The following is a 19,263-nucleotide window of genomic DNA, read 5'->3' on the forward strand; positions in this document are numbered from 1 at the left end:
GCGGGCGCGGGCGAAGACTCACGGATGGGCCCGCGACGGGCCTACGGTCTGCTTACTCCCCGGCCCCGTTGGGCCGCCGCGCCCGTACGATCGTGATCAGCCGGTCCGTGGCCTTCAGCGGGCTCGCCTCCGGGTCGTCGTAGCCGATCAGCCGGTGCCCGCGCAGGACGGAGACCACCAGGTCGCCCGTGTCCCGCACCCCGAGACCCACCTCGGACCTGACCACCGGCCGCTCGACCAGATCGAGGCCGCTGCCCTGCTGGATCAGGTCCTCCATGACCGTGCCCGCGCTGGGGCTGAGCACGGACAGCCCGAGCAGCCGGCCCGCCGCGCTCGCGCTCGTGATCACCGCGTCCGCACCGGACTGCCGGAGCAGAGGGGCGTTCTCCTCTTCCCGTACGGCAGCGACGATCTTCGCGCCACGGTTGAGCTGGCGCGCGGTGAGCGTGACGAGCACGGCGGTGTCGTCGCGCTGTGTGGCGATGATGATCTGACGGGCCTTCTGGATCTCGGCGCGCAGCAGCACATCGCTGCGGGTGGCGTCACCGACGACACCCGCGTAGCCGTGCGCGGTCGCCGACTCGACGACCTTGGGGTTCGGGTCGACGACCACGACCCGTTCGTTGGCCAGCCCCGTCGCGGTGAGGGTCTGCACGGCCGACCGGCCCTTCGTGCCGAATCCGACGACGACGGTGTGCTCGCGCAAGGCGGACCTCCAGCGGGTCAGCCGCCACTGCTCACGGGTCCGCTCGGTGAGGACCTCAAGCGTGGTGCCGACCAAGATGATCAGGAAGAGAACGCGCAGCGGCGTCACGAGCAGCACATTGCTCAGTCGGGCGCTGTCGCTGTACGGGACGATGTCGCCGTATCCGGTGGTGGACAGGGTGACGGTGGAGTAGTAGACCGCGTCGAGGAAGTCGACTTCGTTGTCGGAGTTGTCGTGGTAACCGGCGCTGTCCGAGTAGACGATGAGGACCGTCGCGACCATGACGAGCAGCGCCATGAGCAGCCGCCGGGCGACCTGCCGCAGCGGGCCCGCCGTGTAGCGGGGCAACAGGATCCGGTGCTCGGTGTCGTGCTGACCGGCCCGGTCGGCGGCGGAGACGCCGTGCTGGCCGGACGGGGCGGCACCCGGATCCGGGTGCGTGGAACGGTCGGTGATGTCATGAGGGGGCAGTTTCACCGTGCGCCCCCGGGGCCGGGGTGCAGGTCGGCGCCGATGCCGATGCCGTCGGCCGTCCACGGCAGGTCGAGGATCTCGGCCTCGGCGCCCTTGTCCGTACCGCCGGGCGGGACGACGGCCAGCGCGTCGGCCGCGGCGAGGCCGCGCAGCATCGCGGGGCCGTGGAACCGGACGGGGCGCACCCGGTCGCCGTGCTGGTAGACCACCGGGATCAGGCGCGTGTCGACGGGATGCCCCTGGACCGCCTCGGTCAGCCGCGCCCGGTAGGGAGGCGGGGCCGGGCGCGCGGAGAGCGTACGGAGCAGCGGCTCGGCGAGCGTCAGCAGCCCGGAGACGGCGGCGAGGGGGTTGCCGGGCAGCCCGACCAGGTGCCGGCCGGGGGCGAGACGGGCGAGCAGCATCGGGTGGCCCGGTCGCACCTCCACACCGTCGACGAGCTGTTCGGCGTCGAGCCGGCGGAGGGTGGGACGGACGTGGTCGACGGGCCCGGAGGCCGTGCCGCCGGTGGTGACGACGAGGTCGGCGTCCGACGCGGAGACGGCGGTGTGCAGGGCCTCCGGGTCGTCGCCCACGTGCCGGGTCGCGGTCACCTCGGCGCCGAGCGCGCGCAGCCAGGGGGCGAGCATGGGGCCGAGCGCGTCACGGATCCGGCCCTCGTGCGGCAGACCGGCGCGGAGCAGTTCGTCACCGAGGACGAGGATCTCGACCCGGGGGCGGTGGGTGACGCACAGCTCGTCGTACCCCGCGGCGGCTGCGAGGCCCAGCACGGCGGGGGTGACGAGGGCGCCGACGGGCAGCAGTTCGTCACCCCGGCGGCACTCCTGGCCCCGCGGCCGGATGTCCTGGCCCTGGGTGATGTGCCGGCTGGCGTACAGCTCGCGGCCCTCTGCCCGTACCTTGCCGTGCTCGCTGCGCAGGACGGCCGTGGCACCGGGGGGCACGCGGGCGCCGGTGGCGATCCGGACGGCGCGGCCGTCGCTGAGCGGCGCGGCCTCGGCGTGCCCGGCGAGGATGCCGGTGCTGGTGTCGGTGCTGGTGTCCGGGCTCGTGTGGGGGCCTTCGGGGGCGGCGTCCGCCGACGGGAGCCGCCAGGGGCCGGGGCCCGCCACGGCCCAGCCGTCCATGGCGGAGGTGTCGAAGGACGGCAGATCGGTGAGCGCGGCGAGGGGCGCGGCCAGGACATGGCCCAGAGCCTCGCCCAGTGGGCGCACGACCGACGGGAGCGACTGGGCGGCACGGGCGGCGGCGGCACGGGCGGCGTGCCAGGAGCTGGCATGGGAGCGGGCCACGGCGGCCTCGCCCGGCACGTCGGCGGGACGGCCGGGCTCAGCGGACTCCGTGGGCTCGGCCGCCCCGGCGGGGGCCGTAGGTGCGGCGGCGTCGGAGATGGGCCCGTCGGCGGGCGCCATGTCGCGGAAGGGGTCGCCGTTGAACAACTCGTCGTGGAACGAGGAACCCTGGGAGGTCCCGCGCGAGGAAGCGTCGGACGGTCCGTCGGACGAGGAGGAGGAGGAGGAGGCGAACGGGCCGTCGGAGGAGGCGTCGGACGGGCTGCCGGAAGAGCTTTCGGCTGGACCACTGCCGTCGGCTTCGTGGGGCAGGTGCCCGCCCCAGTCCGCGGCGTCCCAGTCGGCCACGTTCCAGCGCACGGTTTCCGCGGGGTCCGAGGGGCGTTGCGGGCGGCGCATGTGGCTCTCCCGACGGTCGTCCCGCGCCCTGCGGTCGTCGGCGAACAACGCCAGCGCCTCTTCGGCGGCACGGTCCAGCGCGGCGTCCGCGTCCCGCTCGGTCACGTCGCGCCCCCCGCCTTGTCCGTCCGGCCGGCGCCGCCCGCCCCTGGAGCCCCTGGTTCTCCTTGGGCTTCCTCGGCCCATCTCGCGGCGAGCGCGACGGCCTTGCAGGTCGCCTCGGCCACGGCCTCGGCCCCGCCGCCTCGCTGGGCGGCGGCATAGCCGACGAGGAACGTCGTCAGGGGCGCCGCGGGGCGGGCCACACCGTGCGCGGCGTCGCGCGCGAGATCGAGAAGGGCGGTCACGTCGACATCCAGATCGATGCCCAGCTCGGCCTTGGCCGCGGAAATCCATTCATCCAGCACGCTCCCATCGTCCCTGATGCGCGCGCGAGCGGCGGCAACGTCCTCCCAGGTGTCGCAATCGAAAGAGGCTGTGGGGTGGGAAAGCCGGCCGAGCGACAATCCGGCCGTGAGCGACCGGAGCGGCAGCCCGGCGAGGCCGCCGTGCTCGGTGGCGAGCAACTCCAGCGCACGGCGGAGTGACTCGGTGCGGTAGACGGCGACGAGCGGCTGGTCGCGGCCGTCGGCGTCGCGGAGCAGCACCCCGTCGACGTCATCGGTGGCGGCGGCCGCGAGCAGGGCCCGTACGGTCTCCGCCCGCAGGAAGGGCAGGTCGGCGGAGACGACGAGCGTGCCGGCCGCGGCGGTGTGCGCGAGGCCGGCGGCGAGCGCGGCGAGCGGGCCGCCGCCGGGCGGTTCCTCACGCGCCCACCGGACGCTTCGCGCGGTCGGCCGACGCGGCCCCACCACGACGGTCACACCCGCGTCCGCGCACGCGCCGAGCACCCGGTCCAGCAGTGTGCGTCCGCCCACGCGCACGGCGGGCTTGTCCGCCCCGCCGAGCCTGCGCGCCGCGCCGCCGGCGAGCACCACCGCGTCGTAACCAGTCATCCGTCGAGTATGGCTCTCCCGGCAGCCCTGAGCCGGTCCCGGCCCCGCCACCCGCCGGGGCCGGGACCCCGGCGAGGCGGCAGACCCGGCCTTCCGTCACTCACGGACCCGCCCGCCGAGGGCCCCGCATTCGTAGGGCCCGCCCTCATCGGTCCCGCCCGCATTGGCCCACTCCTTCCGTCACAGGGAACGCAACAGCACCGCCGGCCTCTCGACGCAGTCGGCCACGTACCGCAGGAAGCCGCCCGCCGTACCTCCGTCACAGACCCGGTGGTCGAAGGTGAAGGACAACTGCACCACCTGCCGCACCGCCAACTCCCCCTCGTGCACCCAGGGTTTCGGCACGATGCGGCCGACTCCGAGCATCGCGGCCTCGGGGTGGTTGAGGATCGGCGTCGAGCCGTCGACTCCGAACACCCCGTAGTTGTTCAGGGTGAACGTGCCGCCGGTCAGCTCCGCCGGGGCGAGCGTGCCCGTGCGTGCCGCCTCCGTGAGCCGGGCCATCTCCGCGGACAGCCCGACCGCGTCCCGCGTATGGGCGTCCCGCACCACGGGGACGACCAGCCCGCGTTCGGTCTGGGCGGCGAACCCCAGATGCACCCCGGGCAGCCGCACGATCTCCCTCGCCTCGGTGTCCACGGTCGCGTTGAGTTCCGGGTACCTGACCAGTGCGGCCGTGCATATCCGCGCCAGCAGGGCCAGCAGCGATACCTTCTCGCCGTCACCGGCGTTCATCGCCCGGCGCGCGGCCATCAGCTCCGTCGCGTCCGCGTCCACCCAGCAGGTGGCGTCCGGTATCTCCCGCCGGCTCCTGCTCAGCTTCTCCGCGACCGCGCCCCGCACTCCGCGCAGGGGGATGCGCTCGGCCCCGGTTTCCTTCGTGCCCGTACGCACCGGGTGCGGGTGCGTGGCGGCGACGTGGGTTACCGGCCCGGTTCCGGCCGTCCGCCCGTCCTGTTCCGGGGCGCGCGCGGCGCGCTCGACGTCCACCCGGAGGATGAGCCCCTCCGGGCCGCTTCCCCGGACCTGCCGCAGATCCACACCGTGTTCACGGGCGAGCCGCCGTACGAGCGGCGATATCACCGCCACGGCAACGGAAGCCGGGTCCAAGGCGCACTCCGCAGCGGCCGGAGGCCTGGACGGGGTTCCGGCCGTCGCCGTGGAGGCAGAGGCGGGCGCGGATGTGGGGGTGGACGTGGACGTCTTCGGCGCCGTCGCCACCGGGGGCCGGTCGGCGGGGCCCGGGTTCGTTCGGGAGCCGGCCGCCTCGGGGCGGACGCGGCGCCTGCGTGCGGCGGGGGCCTGGGTGCCGTACCCGACCAGCACATTCCCCGATCCCTCGCCCTCGGCGGGGGATGTCGCGGCGGAGGGGCCGGCGGAGCCCTCCGGGCCGGCGCCCGAGTGGGCCTCATCGCCGACCGCGACCGTCAGCAGAGGCGCCCCCACCGGGAGTTCCGTGCCCTCCTCGCCGAACCGGGCCGTCACCACGCCGCCGTAGGGGCAGGGGACCTCCACCATCGCCTTCGCCGTCTCGACCTCGACCACCGGCTGGTCGACGGCGACCACGTCGCCCACGTCGACGAGCCAGCGGACGACCTCCGCCTCGGTAAGCCCTTCCCCCAGGTCGGGCAGCGTGAACTCACGCACCACGGCCATCAGCGCGTACCCCCCTCGGAACCCGTGGTCCACTCCGACTCCCACTGCAACCGGGCGACCGCGTCCAGCACCCTGTCCACCCCCGGGAGATGGTGCCGTTCGAGCATCGGGGGCGGGTAGGGGATGTCGAACCCGGCGACCCGCAACACCGGCGCCTCCAAGTGGTGGAAGCACCGCTCGGTGATCCGGGCCGCGATCTCCCCGCCCGGCCCGCCGAAACCCGTCGACTCGTGGACGACGACGGCCCGCCCGGTGCGCCGCACGGACGCGCAGACCGTCTCCTCGTCGAAGGGGACCAGCGACCGGAGATCGACGACCTCCAGATCCCACCCCTCGGCGGTGGCCGCCTCCGCGGCCTCCATACAGACCGGCAGGGACGGTCCGTAGGTGATGAGCGTCGCCGACGTGCCCGCCCGCCGGACGACCGCCCGGCCGATGCCCGGCACCCGCTCGGGCCGGTCCGGTGACCAGTCGGCCTTGGACCAGTAGAGCCGCTTGGGCTCCAGGAAGATCACCGGGTCATCGGAGGCGATCGCGGCCCGCAGCAGCCCGTAGGCGTCGGCGACGGTCGCCGGCGCGACCACGTGGAGGCCTGGCGTCGCCATGTAATACGCCTCGGACGAGTCGCTGTGGTGCTCGACGCCACCGATCCCGCCGCCGTAGGGCACCCGCACGGTGAGCGGCATCGGCATCGCGCCGCGCGTGCGGTTGCGCATCCGGGACACATGGCTGATGAGCTGCTCGAACGCGGGGTAGGCGAAGGCGTCGAACTGCATCTCGACCACCGGCCGCAGCCCGTACATCGCCATGCCCACGGCCGCGCCCAGGATGCCCGCCTCGGCCAGCGGCGTGTCCGTGCACCGGTCCTCGCCGAACTCCTTCGTCAGCCCGTCCGTGACCCGGAAGACCCCGCCCAGCGCGCCGACGTCCTCACCGAGGACGTGCACGGCCGGATCGTCGGCCATGGCGTCCCGCAGTGCCCGGCCCAGTGCCTGTGCCATCGAGACGGGTTTACGGGCGGTGTCGAGGGCCGCGGCGGTCATCGCTGACTTCCTTCCTGGTGGCCGGGGGAGAGTTCCTCGGCGGCAGCCAGCTCGGCCCGGAGCCGGTCGGCCTGCTCGCGCAGTTGGTCGGTCTGCTCGGCGTAAACATGGGTGAAGAGATCCATCGGATCGAGCACGGGATCCTGGTTCATCCGCTCGCGCAGGTCGGCGGCCATCCGCTCGGCGGCCTGCCGCTCGGCCTCCATGCCGTCCTCGTCCAGCAGCTTCCTGCCGGTCAACTCGCGTTCCAGCAACAGGATCGGATCGTGCGCGCGCCACATCTCGACCTCGCCGTCAGTGCGGTAGCGCGTGGCGTCGTCCGCGTTGGTGTGGGCGTCGACGCGGTAGGTGACGGCCTCGACGAGGGTGGGGCCGCCACCGCCGCGGGCGCGTCGCATCGCCTGGGACAGGACCTGGTGGACCGCTGCCACGTCATTGCCGTCCACCAGACGGCCGGGCATGCCGTAACCGACGGCCTTGTGGGCGAGGGAGGGGGCGGCGGTCTGTTTCGCCAGCGGCACGGAGATCGCGAAACCGTTGTTCTGCACGAGGAAGACGACCGGCGCCTGCCAGACCGCGGCGAAATTGAGCGCCTCGTGGAAATCGCCCTCGCTGGTGCCCCCGTCGCCGACCATGGCGAGCGCGACGACGTCGTCCCCCTTCAGGCGCGCGGCGTGCGCGAGGCCGACCGCGTGCGGGAGTTGGGTGGCCAGCGGGGTGCACAGGGGTGCCACCCGGTGCTCGTGCGGGTCGTAACCGGTGTGCCAGTCACCACGCAGTAGCGTGAGCGCCTGGACGGGGTCCAGACCGCGGGCGACGGCGGCGAGCGTGTCGCGATAGCTGGGAAAGAGCCAGTCCCGCTCCTGGAGGGCGAGGGCGGCGGCGACCTCACAGGCCTCCTGGCCGGTGGAGGAGGGGTACACCGCGAGCCTGCCCTGGCGGGTCAGCGCGGTGGCCTGGGTGTTGTAGCGGCGGCCGCGCACGAGCTGCCCGTAAAGCCTCCGCAGCAGCTCCGGATCCAGGTCCGCGGCGGCGTCGGTGCCCAGCAGGCGGAACGGCTCCGGATCGGGCAGCAGCGGCGTGGGGTCGGTGCGGGGCTGCCAGGCAGGGGGCGGGGCGGGCCGGTACGAGCCGGGCTGCTCCAGGACCGTCATGACGAGCACCTCCTCAAGGACGAGCTTGACCGGAACGCGTTACCGAGGGAAACCCGCGCGCTCCCTACCGATTGTTCGGTCGTCGGCGCATTTTGGCTACAGGCGGCCCGAGCCTGTGGACAAACGGTTATCCACAACCTGAGATATGGACAGGGTGTCCATGAAGGGGAGGCGGGACGGTATGCCGGAGGAACAGATGGCCACGTCGGGAGCGAGGGCGCCGGCGCGCCCGCTCGACGACATCGACCGTTCCATCATGTACATGCTTCAGTCCGACGGCCGCGCCTCGATCCGCTCGGTGGCCGAGCGGGTGCACGTCTCGCGCGCCAACGCCTACGCGCGCATCAACCGCCTCATCGACGACGGCGTCATACGCGGGTTCAGCGCGCTGATAGACCAGGAGCGGGCCGGACAGGGCGCCTCGGCGTACATCACGCTGAAGATCGTCCAGAACTCCTGGCGCAGCGTGCGGGAAAAGCTCCAAGCACTGCCCGGCGCCGCCCACATCGCCCTGGTCAGCGGGGACTTCGATGTGCTGTTGCTGGTCCACACCAAGGACAACCGCGCCCTGCGCGAGCTGGTCCTCACCCGCATCCAGGCCATGGAGGAGGTCTTGAGTACCCGCACGCTGCTGGTCTTCGAGGAGACCGATCTCCAGGAGGGCGGAGGCGAGGCCGTGTCCGGAAAGTAGCGCCGTACGCCCGCAGGGCGTGGCCCGGGGCGTCCGGTGCGTGCGTTCGCAAGGCGGAGGGCCGCCCTCGTACTGGACGCACTGGGGCGGGCCCGAGACCGCGGCGAGTTCCCCCAGCTACCGCTGGGAGGCCCCCCAGCGCCAGGCGTCCCGGGCCAGGCGGGACTTTCCGGGCACGGCCTGGGGCCGTGTCCGGCGGGCGCCGGGGCGGCCTCAGCGATACGTACGCAGCCCCGCGAAGGCCGTGGCGATCACGGCGTCGGCGACCTCGTCGCTCGTCGCGGCACCACCGCGTCCGGGGCGGTACCACTCCACTACGGAATTGATCATTCCGAAGAGCAGCCGGGTCGCCAGCCGCACCTCCACGTCCGCCCGGAGATCACCGTCGGCCGCGGCCCGCTTGAGCAGCTCGGCGACCTCGTGGTCGAACTCGCGGCGCCGCTCCATGGCCCAGCGCTCGGTGTCCGTATTGCCCCGGACCCGCAGCAGCAACGTCACATACGGCAGCTCGCTCATCAGCACTTCCACGGTGCGCCGGGTGACGTACTCCAGCCGGTCGATCGCCCGGCCCTCCTCGGCGGCGGGCTCCCGCAGGACGGCGAAGAGCTCGTCCAGCGCGCGGCTTATCGCGAGCCGCAGCAGCTCTTCCTTGCCCTTGACGTGGTGGTAGATCGAGGACTTGGAGATGCCGGCCGCCTTGGAGAGGTGCTCCATGGACGTGCCGTCGTAGCCCCGCTCGTTGAACACCTGGACGGCGACCGCGAGCAGCGATTCGGGCGTGTAGGTGTCGCGCTTGGCCATGGTCATGATTAGAGCAGGCTCTCTTCGACGGCCGCACGGCGGCGCAGGGGCTGACAGACGGCGTAACGACCGCCCGGGTATGCGTCGTGCAGGCGGCGCAGCAACCGGTCCGCCCAGAGCGCACCCAGCTCGTCGCCCCACTCCAGGGGGCCGCGGGGGTAGTTCACACCCTGCCGCATGGCGGTGTCGACGTCCTCGGCGCTCGCCACTCCCCGGCCGACCGCGTCGTGGGCGAGGTCGACGAGCATCGCGACGGTACGGGCGACGATCATGCCCGGTGCGTCGCCGATGACGCTGACCTTCTTGCCGAGGGCCTGGAACAGGCCGATCGCGGCCCGGACGTCCTCGGGGGAGGCGAGCTGGGAGGGCGCGAGGGCGATCCGGGTACAGGTGCGGTAGTCGAGGGCCAGGTCGAAGAAGACGTAGGGCCCGCAGGCCTCGGTGGTGGCGGCTTCACCGCTGGTCAGGGCGAGCTTCGCCCCGCCGGGCAGGGCGATGAACCCCTCGGCCGCGGCGGACGTGCGCTCGCTTTCGATCGTGATTCCCGCTTCCTCGGCCATCTCGCGCAGGACGGCGGCGGGACCGGGCAGCTCCGCGTGGAAGGCGATGGCGGCGGGTGCCGGGCAGGGCTCCGCCGTATACGGCGCGGGCCGCTCCATGCCCTCCCCGTGGGAGAACCAGCCACGCCCCGACTTCCGGCCGAGCCGCCCCGCCTCCACGAGCCGTCGTTGCGCGAGCGACGGCGTGAATTTCGGATCGTGGAAGAACGCCTCATAGACCGAACGGGTGACGGCTTCGTTCACGTCCTGGCCGATGAGGTCGGTCAGCTCGAAGGGGCCCATGGCGAAGCCGCCGCTCTCCCGCAGGACGGCGTCGATCGTCGCGGGGTCGGCGAAGCCCTCCTCGTGGACGCGGAAGGCCTCGGCGTAGAAGGGGCGGGCGAGGCGGTTGACGATGAAGCCCGGGGTATCGGCGCAATGCACCGGCCGTTTTCCCCAGGCGGCCACGGTGGCGTACGCGCGGTGTGCCGCCGCCTCGTCCGTGGCGGCACCACGGACCACCTCCACCAGCGGCAGCAGCGGTGCGGGATTGAAGAAGTGCAGGCCGGCGAAACGGCCGGGCAGGCGCAGGGCGCCGGCGATCGCGGTCACCGACAGGGAGGAGGTGTTGGTGGCGAGCAGACAGCCGTCGTCGACGACCGATTCGAGTTCCGTGAACAGCTTCTGCTTGGCCGCGAGTTGTTCCACAATCGCCTCGATGACGAGCGAGGCGTCGGCGAGTTCGGCCACCCGCGTCGCCGGGCGCAGCCGGGCGCGGGCCGCGTCACGCTCCGCCGCCGCGAGCCTGCCCTTTTCCACCAGCCGGTCGAGACGTGCGGTGATGCTCCGGGCGGCCTCCTCGGCGCGGCCGGGCGCGGCGTCGTACAGCCGCACGGGGTGGCCGGCGACCAGGGCGACCTGCGCGATTCCCTGGCCCATGGTGCCCGTGCCGACGACGGCGACGGCGCGGTCCGGCTCGATTGCGGTCATGTCGGTGATCCTCCCCGATGAGTTGTCCACAGCTTCGCCGGGCCCCCTTGTCCCGACCGATCGTTCGGTTACTGTATCTATCGGGGGGTGTTCATGGGCCCCCGAAGTCTTCGCCCGACCTTGTTTCCGAAGTTGCCCGAAGCCTGTCGCCTCTCCGAGCCCAGCTCGACAAGGAGTTGGTCAGCCGTGACCGCCGGACTCACCACCGCCCAGTTGATCGAGAAGCACCGCCCCACTCTCGACCAGGCCCTGGACGCCATCCGCACGCGCGCCTACTGGTCCCCCTATCCCGAGCACCCGAAGGCGTACGGGGCGGAGGGCGCCGTGCCCGACAGCCTGAGCGCGGCCGAGGGCCAGGCGGCCTTCGAGGCGCTGCGCGGCGAGCGTTTCGAGCTCGACCAGCCGGGGTCCCAGGGGTGGACGGGGGGCGAGGTCTCCCCGTACGGGCCGGAGCTGGGCGTCGAGTATCCGCATACCGACGTCGAGCGGCTGCTGCCGGCCATGCGCGCGGCCATGCCCGAGTGGCGTGAGGCGGGCCCGGAGGCCCGGGCGGCGGTCTGTCTGGAGATCCTGGCGCGGATCAACGCCCGTACGCACGAATTCGCGCACGCGGTCATGCACACCAGCGGCCAGGCGTTCATGATGGCGTTCCAGGCCGGTGGCCCGCACGCGCAGGACCGTGGCCTGGAGGCCGTCGCCTACGCCTACGCCGAGCAGGTCCGTACCCCGGGCGCGGCCGAGTGGTCCAAGCCGCAGGGCAAGCGTGATCCCCTGGCGCTGAGCAAGCAGTTCACCGCCGTACCGCGCGGTGTCTCACTGCTCATCGGCTGCAACACCTTCCCCACCTGGAACGGCTACCCCGGGCTGTTCGCCTCCCTCGCCACCGGCAACGCCGTCCTGGTCAAGCCCCACCCGCGCGCAGTGCTGCCGCTGGCCCTGACCGTGCGGATCGCCCGCGAGGTGCTGCGCGGTGCCGGATTCTCCCCCGATCTGGTCACGCTGGTCGCCGAGCGGGACGGCGAGGGGATCGCCAAGACGCTGGCCACGCGCCCGGAGATCCGGATCATCGATTACACCGGGTCCACCGCCTTCGGTGACTGGCTGGAGGCCAACGCCCGCCAGGCGCAGGTCTTCACCGAGAAGGCGGGGGTCAACACCGTCGTCATCGACTCCACCGACGACTACAAGGGCCTGCTCGGCAATCTCGCCTTCTCGCTGTCGCTCTACAGCGGCCAGATGTGCACCACCCCGCAGAACTTCCTCATCCCGCGCGAGGGCATCACCACCGACGCCGGGCCCAAGTCCTACGACGAGGTGGTCACCGACCTGGCGGGCGCGGTCGAGGCGCTGCTCGGAGACGACGCCCGGGCGAACGCGCTGCTGGGCGCCATCGTGAACGACCAGGTCAAGGAGCGTATCGGGGCAGCCGCGCAGCTCGGCGAGGTCGCTCTCGCCTCCCGGCCGGTGGCCCACCCTGAGTTCCCCGAGGCCACGGTCCGTACGCCGGTGATCGTGAAGCTGGACGGCGCCAAGCCCGACGCCGAGGCGGCCTACCTGTCGGAGTGCTTCGGCCCGGTGTCGTTCGCCGTGGCCGTCGACTCGGCCCATGAGGCGGTGGAGCTGCTACGGCGGACCATCCGGGAGAAGGGCGCGATGACCGTCGGCGCGTACACCACCTCGCCGGAGGTCGAGAAGCTGATCGAGGACGCCTGTCTGGAGGAGTGCGCCCAGCTCTCCCTGAACCTCACCGGTGGGGTGTACGTCAACCAGACGGCCGCCTTCTCCGACTTCCACGGCTCGGGCGGCAACCCCGCCGCCAACGCGGTGCTGTGCGACAGCGCCTTCGTCGCGACGCGCTTCCGCACGGTCGAGGTACGCCGCCCGTCGTAAGGCGGGTCCGGCCGGACGGGCGAGGGGTTATGTACGCGGGCCGGGGCCCGGCCCGGCCCAGTGGAAGAGCGTCATGGCCACGCTGGTCGCGAGGTTGTAGCTGGAGACCTGGGGCCGCATGGGGAGGGCGACCAACCGGGTCGCCCGTTCCCTGAGTTCGGGGGAGAGCCCGTGGCGCTCGGAGCCGAAGGCGATCAGCGCGTCGTCCGGCAGGGGGATGGACCTGATGTCGTCCCCTTCCGGGTCCAGCGCGTACAGCGGGCCGGGCGGCAGTTCGGGCAGCGGCAGCCGTTCCACGGCGGTGGCGTAGTGCAGTCCCGCGCCGGCCCGTACGGCGTTCGGGTGCCAGGGGTCGATGTCACCGGTGGTGACGACGCCCGTGGCCCCGAACCCGGCGGCGAGCCTGATCACGGCACCGACGTTCCCGAGGTTGCGGGGGTTGTCCAGAACGACGACGGGTGCCTGCCGGGGCGCCCGCGACATGGTGTCGAGGTTCGTCCGGCGGGCGGGCCGGACGGCCAGGGCGGCCATCTGGGTGGGGTGGACCCTGGGCAGCAGTTCCCGCAGGGTCCGCACCGGGATCTCGACCAGGCGCTCGGCGAGCACCTCGGTCAGGTCGTCGGCCAGCTCGGCCGCGAGTTCCAGGGCGGAGTTCTTGTCGGCGGTGACCGCCACCCGCACATCGGCGCCGAAGCGCAGGGCGTGCTTCAGCGCGTGGAAGCCGTCGAGCAGCACGGCTTCGCCGGTCGCCTCGCCCCAGAGCCGCAGGGCGTTTCCGGCCTCGTCCTCGATCATGCCTTCAGCCTACGGGCCGGATTCCGCCCGGCTCCCCCGGCTCGGCCCACCAGGGTGCGGGTGCCGGCCGGCCCGTCCTCGCTCTCGCGCGGGCCCGGGACCGCGCCCCCATGGGCCAGGGGCAGCCGCTCGCTGGCCCGGCCGATGAGGGCGCCCAGGCGGCGGAGGAAGGAGGTGGGCAGGAAGACCGCGTCCGCGACGATCATCGCGAGGGAGAAGAACGGCAGGCCGAGGGTGACGGCGATACCGACGTGTTCGGCCATCATCACGGCGAGCAGGACATTCTTCACCCGCCGGTTCAGCAGGGTGAAGGGGAAGGCGACCTGCGCGGCCACGGTCCCGTAGCTCAGGAGGAGGACGATGGTCCCGTTGCTCGCCAGCGCGTGGGACAGCGCGGGCCACGGCGAGAAGTAGTCGATGTGCATCGGGTAGAAGAGCGCGGTGCCGTCCTGCCAGCGCGAGCCCTGGATCTTGTACCAGCCCGCCGTGGCGTAGATCAGACAGACCTCCGCCATGATGACAAGCAGGGCGGCGTTGTGCGCCAGGTTCGCGAACGCGTCCAGGACGGTGCGGGGCTCACCCGGAGCGTGGTGCCGCACGAGCCGCCACAGCCCCTGGGCGGCCCACAGGCCCCAGAAGACCGTGGCCCATCCGATGCCCGGCACCGGACCGTCGGCCGTCCACTCCAGCCGGGTGTCACCGGCCGCCTGGGCGACGACGAGGGCGAGACCGCAGAGGGTCCAGAGCACCACGCCGGTCACATCCCGGCCACCCGCGCCGGGATCCGTCCCGGCGCCTTCGGAGCCCGCCTCCCGGCGGGCGGCAAGGCGGGCGGCGCGGCGCGCGTCGAGGGACCACACCCGCCCGCAGCGGGTGAAGACCAGGTACAGGGCCATCAGGTGCAGGACGTTGTCGCCGCCGTCGCCGACGAAGATGCTGCGGTTCTGCAGCGACAGCACCCCGATCATGGCGAGGACCGACATGGTCCGGGTGCGCCAGCCGAGCATCAGCAGGGCACTGGAGACGATCGCCAGGACGTAGACCGTCTCGAACCAGGCGCCGCTGTCCGACCACATCAGGGCGGTGAAGGCACGGTTGTCGTCGGTCAGCCGACGGGCCATGTCCCAGCTCCACGGGCCCTCGGGCCCGTACAGCTCATGGCGGTGGGGCCACTCGCGGAGCAGGAAGAACAGCCAGGTGAAGGAGAGGCCGATCCGCATCACGGCCGTCTGGTAAGCGCCCAGGGCGGAGCCGGTGACGCGGCTGACGCCACGGGCGAGCGCCCTGTCGGCGCGGGCCGCGAGCCCGGCCCCGTCGGTCGCGTCGGGCTTTCGGGCCGCCTCGGGCTCTCGGGTCGCCTCGGGCTCTCGGGTCGCGTCCGTGTGCTGGGGAGAGTTCACCGCTTCTTCGCCTCCGGGAGATCGGCGGTGGTGACCGGCCACCAGCCCAGCAGGCGGTGCACCGGCCGCGTGTCGACCTTCTCGTCGCTCCAGGGCGGTGGGGCTATGGCCGTGGTCACGGCCCGTACCTGCACCCGCTGGACCGCCCGGCCGTCCCGCCCGGCACCCAGACGGAGCACCGCGATGCGCCGGATGTACTCCTCGGACAATTTCCCGCGCGTCCCGGTGGGCTGCTCCCGCGCGTCGTGCGTGCCCGCGTAGAAGTCCCAGGCACGACGGAGTTCGTTCTGCTGTGTGTGGCTGGGGAGAAGGTTGTGACGCAGCGCGGCACCGTCCTGGGCCGACAGATCGAACCAGGGGGTGACCCGGGCCCGGCCGTCGGGGCCGCGCAGTTCGGCGCGTGCCTGCACCGCGACGTTCTGCTGCAGCGGATTGGGCGCGAAGAACTTCCAGTTCTGTTCGAACTCCGGGTACACGTAGTCGTCGATGGCCGACCCGTGCTGCTTGCTGACCGTGTTCGACGGCGCGACGTGCAGGAACATCATCGACAGATGCACCGCCACCGCGACCGCCGCACCCGCCACCCCGACGGCGACGGCGATGCGTGAGGGGAGCGACAGCCCGGCGATGCCGGCCGTCCGCTCGTGCCCGTCGTCCGACTCCATATCCCGCCCCGATTCCGCCTGCCACCCGTTGCCGTGCACCCGAACCGTACCCACGCCGCCCCACCAGGCACAGCGGCCGCGGAGTTATCCACAGGCTTGACACCCTCCGAGCCCTCGGCCCACCATTGAACCGAACGATCGGTCGGTAGGGAGTTCTCGTAGATCGAGGGGGCACGGCATGACGACGACGGCGCCGGAAGCGGAGGCGTACGAGGCGGTTTTCGACGCCACCGTGGCCGCCGATGAGCGCATCGAGCCACGGGACTGGATGCCGGACGCGTATCGCGCCACGCTCGTCCGGCAGATCGCACAGCACGCCCATTCCGAGATCATCGGTATGCAGCCCGAGGCCAACTGGATCACTCGGGCGCCCTCGCTGCGGCGCAAGGCGATCCTCATGGCCAAGGTGCAGGACGAGGCGGGCCACGGCCTGTATCTCTACAGCGCCGCCGAGACGCTGGGCACCGGCCGTGACGAGCTGCTCGACAAGCTCCACGCGGGCCGTCAGCGATACTCCTCGATCTTCAACTACCCCACCCTGACCTGGGCGGACGTGGGCGCCATCGGCTGGCTCGTGGACGGCGCCGCGATCACCAACCAAGTCCCGCTCTGCCGCTGCTCCTACGGTCCGTACGCCCGGGCCATGGTCCGCATCTGCAAGGAGGAGTCCTTCCATCAGCGCCAGGGGTACGAGCTGCTGCTCGCCCTCAGTCGCGGCACCGAGGCCCAGCACGCGATGGCCCAGGACGCGGTGGACCGCTGGTGGTGGCCGTCCCTGATGATGTTCGGCCCTCCCGACGACGAGTCGGCGCACTCCGCCCAGTCGATGGCCTGGAAGATCAAGCGGCACTCCAACGACGAGCTGCGCCAGCGCTTCGTCGACATCTGCGTCCCCCAGGCCGAGTCACTCGGGCTGACCCTCCCCGACCCGGACCTCCGGTGGAACGAGGAGCGGGGCCACCACGACTTCGGTGCCATCGACTGGGACGAGTTCCACGAGGTCCTGCGAGGCAACGGCCCGTGCAACGACCAGCGCATCAACCAACGGCGGCGGGCTCACGAAGAAGGCGCCTGGGTGCGCGAGGCCGCCGCCGCGTACGCGGGGAAGCACAGCGAGGCACACCGGGAGGCACAGGCATGACCAGCGCTGATTGGCCACTGTGGGAGGTGTTCGTGCGCAGCAGGCGCGGGCTGTCGCACACCCACGCCGGCAGCCTGCACGCACCGGACGCGGAGATGGCCCTGCGCAACGCGCGCGACCTCTACACACGGCGTTCGGAGGGCGTGTCGATCTGGGTGGTGCCCTCCACCCACATCACCGCCTCCTCCCCGGACGAGAAGGACCCCTTCTTCGAACCGGCGGCCGACAAGCCCTACCGCCATCCGACCTTCTACGACATCCCGGAAGGGGTGCGGCACCTATGACCGGGGCCCCCGCAGCCGCCATCCCGCTGAGCGCCGCGCTGGCCCTCGGGGACGACGCCCTTGTGCTCTCCCACCGGCTGGGGGAGTGGGCCGGGCACGCACCCGTCCTGGAGGAGGAGGTCGCGCTCGCCAACATCGCGCTGGATCTGCTCGGCCAGGCCCGGACCCTGCTCTCGCTCGCCGGCGACGAGGACGAGCTGGCCTACCTCCGCGAAGAGCGCGCCTTCCGCAACGTCCAGCTGGTCGAGCAGCCCAACGGCGACTTCGCCCGCACCATCGCCCGCCAGCTGTACTTCGCCACCTACCAACAGCTGCTGTACGGGCAGTTGGCGGCCGGTGACGGCCCCTTCGCCCCGCTGGCGGCGAAGGCGGTCAAGGAGGTCGCCTACCACCGCGACCACGCCGAGCACTGGACACTGCGCCTCGGGGACGGCACCGAGGAGAGCCACCGGCGGATGCGCACCGGCCTCGATGATCTCTGGCGGTTCACGGGTGAGCTGTTCGAACCCGTCGACGGGCTCGACGTCGACTGGTCCGCCCTGCGCGACGATTGGCTGACCCTCGTCACCACCACCGTGGACCGGGCCACTCTGGCCCTGCCCACCGGTCCCCAGCTCGGCGCCTGGACGGCGGGTGCGGGCCGCCAGGGCATCCACACCGAGCCGTTCGGGCGGATGCTCGCCGAGATGCAGCATCTGCACCGCAGCCACCCGGGGGCGACATGGTGACCGCCCCGACCCACCCGACCCCGCTCGAAGAAGAGCTTCGCGCGCTGGCCGGTTCCGTCCCCGACCCGGAGCTGCCCGTCATCACGCTGGCCGAGCTGGGTGTCCTGCGCGGGCTGCACCTCGTCGGCCCCGGCCGAGTGGAGGTGGAGCTGACCCCCACCTACACCGGCTGCCCGGCCATCGAGGCCATGTCGGCGGACATCGAGCGGGTCCTGCACGACCACGGCATCCCCGAGGTGGAGGTCCGCACGGTCCTCTCCCCGCCCTGGACCACGGACGCGATCAGCGCCGAAGGCCGCCGCAAGCTGGAGGAGTTCGGGGTGGCACCCCCACGGCCCACAGCCGCCCGGGACCGCGCCGCCGGCCCGGTGCTCGTCCAGCTCGCCATCCGCTGCCCGCACTGCGGCTCCACCGACACCACACTGCTGAGCCGCTTCTCCTCCACCGCCTGCAAGGCTCTGCGCCGCTGCGAAGCGTGCCGCGAACCGTTCGACCACTTCAAGGAGTTGTAGATGGCAGCGGCCCGCCACGGCGCCTTCCACCCGCTGCGGGTGGCGGCCCTCGAACCCCTCACCGACGACGCCGTCGCCGTAACCTTTGCCGTGCCCCCCGAGCTGCGCCCGGTCTTCCGCTACACCCCCGGCCAGCACCTCGCCTTCCGTCGCACCGTGGACGGGGCCGAGATACGCCGCACCTACTCCATTTGCGGCCAGGTACCGGGCGCGGACGGGCCGGCGGCACTGAAAGTGGGGGTCCGGCTCGTGGACGGCGGCGCGTTCTCCACCTACGCGCTCAAGGAGCTGGCAGTCGGGGACACGGTGGAGGTGATGGCACCGGCCGGCCGGTTCGTGCTGGAGCCGCGCGCCGGGCACTTCGCCGCGATCGTCGGCGGCAGCGGCATCACCCCCGTGCTGAGCATGGTCTCGGCCCTGCTCGCCCGGGAGCCGGACGCCCGCTTCTGCCTGATCCGCAGCGACCGGACCGCCGCTTCCACGATGTTCCTGGAGGAGGTCGCCGACCTCAAGGACCGCCACCCCACGCGCTTCCAGCTCGTGCACGCCCTCTCCCGCGAGGAACAGCAGGCGGGGCTGCCGTCCGGGCGGCTGGACGAGGAGCGGCTGTCCCGGCTGCTCCCGGCGCTGCTCCCGGTGGACTCCGTCGACGGCTGGTTCCTGTGCGGCCCCTATGGGCTGGTGCGCGGCGCCGAGCGGGCGCTGCACGGGCTGGGCGTCGGCCGCGACCGCGTCCACCAGGAGATCTTCCATGTGGATGAGGAAGCGGACGTGGCGGGCGGGGAAGCGGGGCCCGGCATGGCGGCCGTGGCCGGGACGGCCCGGACGCCGGTCGGCACGGTGACCGCGAAACTGGACGGCCGCAGCGGCAGCTGGCCGGCCCGCGAGGGGGAGTCGCTGCTGGAGACGGTGCTGCGCAACCGCGCCGACGCCCCCTATGCCTGCAAGGGCGGAGTCTGCGGAACGTGCCGGGCGTTCCTGGTCACCGGCGAGGTGCGGATGGACCGGAACTTCGCGCTGGAGCCGGAGGAGCTGGCGGCGGGATATGTGCTGGCCTGCCAGTCGCATCCGGCCACCGAAGAGGTGGAGTTGGACTTCGACCGCTGAC

At 72.5% G+C, this 19,263-nt stretch carries 18 protein-coding genes; 7 read left to right on the top strand and 11 right to left on the bottom strand.

The window, feature by feature from the left end:
• Positions 1-52: 52 nt before the first annotated feature.
• From ACZ6MA_RS20600 to pdhA, 6 genes are all read right to left on the bottom strand, one after another.
• Positions 53-1,060 (bottom strand): potassium channel family protein, encoded by a 1,008-nt coding sequence (locus tag ACZ6MA_RS20600; RefSeq protein WP_469435491.1) that lies wholly within the window; start codon positions 1,058-1,060, stop codon positions 53-55.
• A gap of 119 nt (positions 1,061-1,179) precedes the next feature.
• Positions 1,180-2,592, bottom strand: coding sequence for a molybdopterin molybdotransferase MoeA (locus ACZ6MA_RS20605; RefSeq protein ID WP_469435492.1), 1,413 nt, complete (start codon positions 2,590-2,592; stop codon positions 1,180-1,182).
• A gap of 380 nt (positions 2,593-2,972) precedes the next feature.
• On the bottom strand, positions 2,973-3,866 hold the full coding sequence (locus ACZ6MA_RS20610) for an NTP transferase domain-containing protein (protein WP_469435340.1): 894 nt from the start codon (positions 3,864-3,866) through the stop codon (positions 2,973-2,975).
• Positions 3,867-4,046: 180 nt separating this feature from the next.
• The gene (locus tag ACZ6MA_RS20615) at positions 4,047-5,522 is read right to left on the bottom strand and encodes a dihydrolipoamide acetyltransferase family protein (RefSeq protein ID WP_469435341.1); all 1,476 of its coding nucleotides are present in this window, start codon (positions 5,520-5,522) and stop codon (positions 4,047-4,049) included.
• The gene (locus tag ACZ6MA_RS20620; protein ID WP_469435342.1) at positions 5,522-6,565 is read right to left on the bottom strand and encodes an alpha-ketoacid dehydrogenase subunit beta; all 1,044 of its coding nucleotides are present in this window, start codon (positions 6,563-6,565) and stop codon (positions 5,522-5,524) included. The genes ACZ6MA_RS20615 and ACZ6MA_RS20620 overlap by 1 nt, the downstream gene beginning before the upstream one ends.
• Positions 6,562-7,719 (bottom strand): pyruvate dehydrogenase (acetyl-transferring) E1 component subunit alpha, encoded by a 1,158-nt coding sequence (pdhA, locus tag ACZ6MA_RS20625; protein WP_469435343.1) that lies wholly within the window; start codon positions 7,717-7,719, stop codon positions 6,562-6,564. The genes ACZ6MA_RS20620 and pdhA overlap by 4 nt, the downstream gene beginning before the upstream one ends.
• Before the next feature lie 181 nt (positions 7,720-7,900).
• Here pdhA and ACZ6MA_RS20630 point away from each other — a divergent pair, with 181 nt between their 5' ends.
• Positions 7,901-8,410, top strand: coding sequence for an Lrp/AsnC family transcriptional regulator (locus ACZ6MA_RS20630; RefSeq protein WP_469435344.1), 510 nt, complete (start codon positions 7,901-7,903; stop codon positions 8,408-8,410).
• A gap of 213 nt (positions 8,411-8,623) precedes the next feature.
• Here the strand turns inward: ACZ6MA_RS20630 and ACZ6MA_RS20635 are convergent, their stop codons facing one another.
• Positions 8,624-9,217, bottom strand: coding sequence for a TetR/AcrR family transcriptional regulator (locus ACZ6MA_RS20635; RefSeq protein WP_469435345.1), 594 nt, complete (start codon positions 9,215-9,217; stop codon positions 8,624-8,626).
• Positions 9,218-9,219: 2 nt separating this feature from the next.
• Entirely contained in the window at positions 9,220-10,740 is a 1,521-nt protein-coding gene (locus ACZ6MA_RS20640) for a 3-hydroxyacyl-CoA dehydrogenase (RefSeq protein ID WP_469435346.1), read from the bottom strand.
• A gap of 186 nt (positions 10,741-10,926) precedes the next feature.
• Between ACZ6MA_RS20640 and paaN the strand changes: the two genes are divergently transcribed.
• Positions 10,927-12,630, top strand: a complete 1,704-nt coding sequence (gene paaN, locus ACZ6MA_RS20645; protein WP_469435347.1) for a phenylacetic acid degradation protein PaaN — start codon at positions 10,927-10,929, stop codon at positions 12,628-12,630.
• 27 nt (positions 12,631-12,657) lie between these two features.
• Here the strand turns inward: paaN and ACZ6MA_RS20650 are convergent, their stop codons facing one another.
• From ACZ6MA_RS20650 to ACZ6MA_RS20660, 3 genes are read right to left on the bottom strand one after another with little or no spacing between them, the layout of a single operon-like run.
• Complete coding sequence (locus ACZ6MA_RS20650; RefSeq protein ID WP_469435348.1) at positions 12,658-13,425, bottom strand: TrmH family RNA methyltransferase; 768 nt, start codon at positions 13,423-13,425, stop codon at positions 12,658-12,660.
• Positions 13,422-14,825 (bottom strand): HTTM domain-containing protein, encoded by a 1,404-nt coding sequence (locus tag ACZ6MA_RS20655; protein ID WP_469435349.1) that lies wholly within the window; start codon positions 14,823-14,825, stop codon positions 13,422-13,424. Before ACZ6MA_RS20655 ends, ACZ6MA_RS20650 begins: the two co-directional genes overlap by 4 nt.
• Positions 14,822-15,544, bottom strand: a complete 723-nt coding sequence (locus ACZ6MA_RS20660; protein ID WP_469435350.1) for a DUF5819 family protein — start codon at positions 15,542-15,544, stop codon at positions 14,822-14,824. The genes ACZ6MA_RS20655 and ACZ6MA_RS20660 overlap by 4 nt, the downstream gene beginning before the upstream one ends.
• Positions 15,545-15,668: 124 nt before the next feature.
• Here ACZ6MA_RS20660 and paaA point away from each other — a divergent pair, with 124 nt between their 5' ends.
• Genes paaA through ACZ6MA_RS20685 form a run of 5 tightly spaced genes read left to right on the top strand, consistent with a single transcriptional unit; the run spans position 15,669 to position 19,262 of the window.
• Complete coding sequence (paaA, locus tag ACZ6MA_RS20665) at positions 15,669-16,631, top strand: 1,2-phenylacetyl-CoA epoxidase subunit PaaA (protein ID WP_469435351.1); 963 nt, start codon at positions 15,669-15,671, stop codon at positions 16,629-16,631.
• Positions 16,628-16,915, top strand: coding sequence for a 1,2-phenylacetyl-CoA epoxidase subunit PaaB (paaB, locus tag ACZ6MA_RS20670; protein ID WP_469435352.1), 288 nt, complete (start codon positions 16,628-16,630; stop codon positions 16,913-16,915). The genes paaA and paaB overlap by 4 nt, the downstream gene beginning before the upstream one ends.
• Positions 16,912-17,643: a 1,2-phenylacetyl-CoA epoxidase subunit PaaC gene (gene paaC, locus ACZ6MA_RS20675; protein WP_469435353.1), complete on the top strand. Its 732-nt coding sequence runs from the start codon at positions 16,912-16,914 to the stop codon at positions 17,641-17,643. The genes paaB and paaC overlap by 4 nt, the downstream gene beginning before the upstream one ends.
• Entirely contained in the window at positions 17,637-18,155 is a 519-nt protein-coding gene (paaD, locus tag ACZ6MA_RS20680) for a 1,2-phenylacetyl-CoA epoxidase subunit PaaD (RefSeq protein WP_469435354.1), read from the top strand. The genes paaC and paaD overlap by 7 nt, the downstream gene beginning before the upstream one ends.
• Positions 18,156-19,262 (top strand): 2Fe-2S iron-sulfur cluster-binding protein, encoded by a 1,107-nt coding sequence (locus ACZ6MA_RS20685; RefSeq protein ID WP_469435355.1) that lies wholly within the window; start codon positions 18,156-18,158, stop codon positions 19,260-19,262.
• Position 19,263: the final 1 nt, after the last annotated feature.

The sequence above is a fragment of the Streptomyces sp. NPDC042259 genome (assembly GCF_055582085.1).

Bases quoted from the DNA above. Each gene is read 5' to 3' on its own strand.
- ACZ6MA_RS20620 (WP_469435342.1), bottom strand. From the start codon at position 6,565: ATGACCGCCGCGGCCCTCGACACCGCCCGTAAACCCGTCTCGATGGCA.
- ACZ6MA_RS20650 (WP_469435348.1), bottom strand. From the start codon at position 13,425: ATGATCGAGGACGAGGCCGGAAACGCCCTGCGGCTCTGGGGCGAGGCG.
- paaC (WP_469435353.1), top strand. From the start codon at position 16,912: ATGACCGGGGCCCCCGCAGCCGCCATCCCGCTGAGCGCCGCGCTGGCC.
- ACZ6MA_RS20610 (WP_469435340.1), bottom strand. From the start codon at position 3,866: ATGACTGGTTACGACGCGGTGGTGCTCGCCGGCGGCGCGGCGCGCAGG.
- ACZ6MA_RS20615 (WP_469435341.1), bottom strand. From the start codon at position 5,522: ATGGCCGTGGTGCGTGAGTTCACGCTGCCCGACCTGGGGGAAGGGCTT.
- ACZ6MA_RS20640 (WP_469435346.1), bottom strand. From the start codon at position 10,740: ATGACCGCAATCGAGCCGGACCGCGCCGTCGCCGTCGTCGGCACGGGC.
- pdhA (WP_469435343.1), bottom strand. From the start codon at position 7,719: ATGACGGTCCTGGAGCAGCCCGGCTCGTACCGGCCCGCCCCGCCCCCT.
- paaB (WP_469435352.1), top strand. From the start codon at position 16,628: ATGACCAGCGCTGATTGGCCACTGTGGGAGGTGTTCGTGCGCAGCAGG.
- ACZ6MA_RS20635 (WP_469435345.1), bottom strand. From the start codon at position 9,217: ATGACCATGGCCAAGCGCGACACCTACACGCCCGAATCGCTGCTCGCG.
- ACZ6MA_RS20605 (WP_469435492.1), bottom strand. From the start codon at position 2,592: ATGGCGCCCGCCGACGGGCCCATCTCCGACGCCGCCGCACCTACGGCC.
- paaD (WP_469435354.1), top strand. From the start codon at position 17,637: ATGGTGACCGCCCCGACCCACCCGACCCCGCTCGAAGAAGAGCTTCGC.
- paaA (WP_469435351.1), top strand. From the start codon at position 15,669: ATGACGACGACGGCGCCGGAAGCGGAGGCGTACGAGGCGGTTTTCGAC.
- ACZ6MA_RS20685 (WP_469435355.1), top strand. From the start codon at position 18,156: ATGGCAGCGGCCCGCCACGGCGCCTTCCACCCGCTGCGGGTGGCGGCC.
- ACZ6MA_RS20630 (WP_469435344.1), top strand. From the start codon at position 7,901: ATGCCGGAGGAACAGATGGCCACGTCGGGAGCGAGGGCGCCGGCGCGC.